2 protein-coding genes are annotated in these 857 nt (G+C 46.4%); both read right to left on the bottom strand.

Annotated features, from left to right (window positions below):
- The coding region (tusD, locus tag R7040_RS25475) for a sulfurtransferase complex subunit TusD (RefSeq protein WP_318097427.1) at positions 1-269 on the bottom strand (269 nt) is incomplete at its 3' end.
- A 2-nt stretch (positions 270-271) separates the two neighbouring features.
- The coding region (locus tag R7040_RS25480) for a transcriptional regulator (RefSeq protein ID WP_318097428.1) at positions 272-857 on the bottom strand (586 nt) is incomplete at its 5' end.

An 857-nucleotide genomic window follows, 5' to 3' on the forward strand; every position in this document is an offset into this window, starting at 1 on the left:
ATGCCACGACGCAGCGCTGCAGCGACACACGTTTCCAAACGCACATCATGTTCTTTAGCGAGACCTTGCCATGCTTTAGTCAAATCAAACTCATCATTAGCTGGCACACTTAACGCTGTACCGTTGATCACACCATCTTGATAAAAGAACACACTCACCAGAGTATGCCCTTGTTCAATGACTGCTTGTGCGAATTGATATGCGCTGCGTGCCGATTGGCTGCCGTAAACAGAGCCATTTACCACCAGCGTGTAAGTTAATCCACCCACGCTTATTCGTCCTCGGTTTTACGTTGACGAATGTATAAGTACACGGTGTGTTTTGAAATGTTAAGACGATCGGCAACACGGTTGATGGCATCTTTGATGTCGAAGATGCCTTTGTCGTACAACTCCATCACGATCTGACGATTCTTAGTGTTGTTCGATACCGATTTATCCGCATTGATTTCTTCAATCGTGCGTTCAACGGTTTGGTCCACCAGCTCTTCTACGTCACTCGCGAAGTTCACCGATGAAGCGGCTTCTTTCGCTTCTTGCGTTGGCATGAAAGATTGCAACACTTGCGAAAATGGCGCATCAAGGTTGACGTTGATACACAGCAAACCAATTACGCGATTTTCACCGTTGCGGATCGCAACAGTGATTGACTTCATTAGTACGCCGCCTTTGGCACGTGTGAAGTAAGAACGTGAGAAATTACGCTCAGAGCCTTCAATGTCTTTCAGCATTTTTAGCGCTAAGTCAGTAATAGGCGAACCTACTTGGCGGCCGGTGTTTTCGCCATTGGCGATTTTGATTGCAGAGGTATTTAAGTCTTCCAGAGAGTGAAGAACGATTTCACAAAACGGACCGATC

The sequence above is a fragment of the Vibrio sp. 1069 genome (assembly GCF_033340555.1).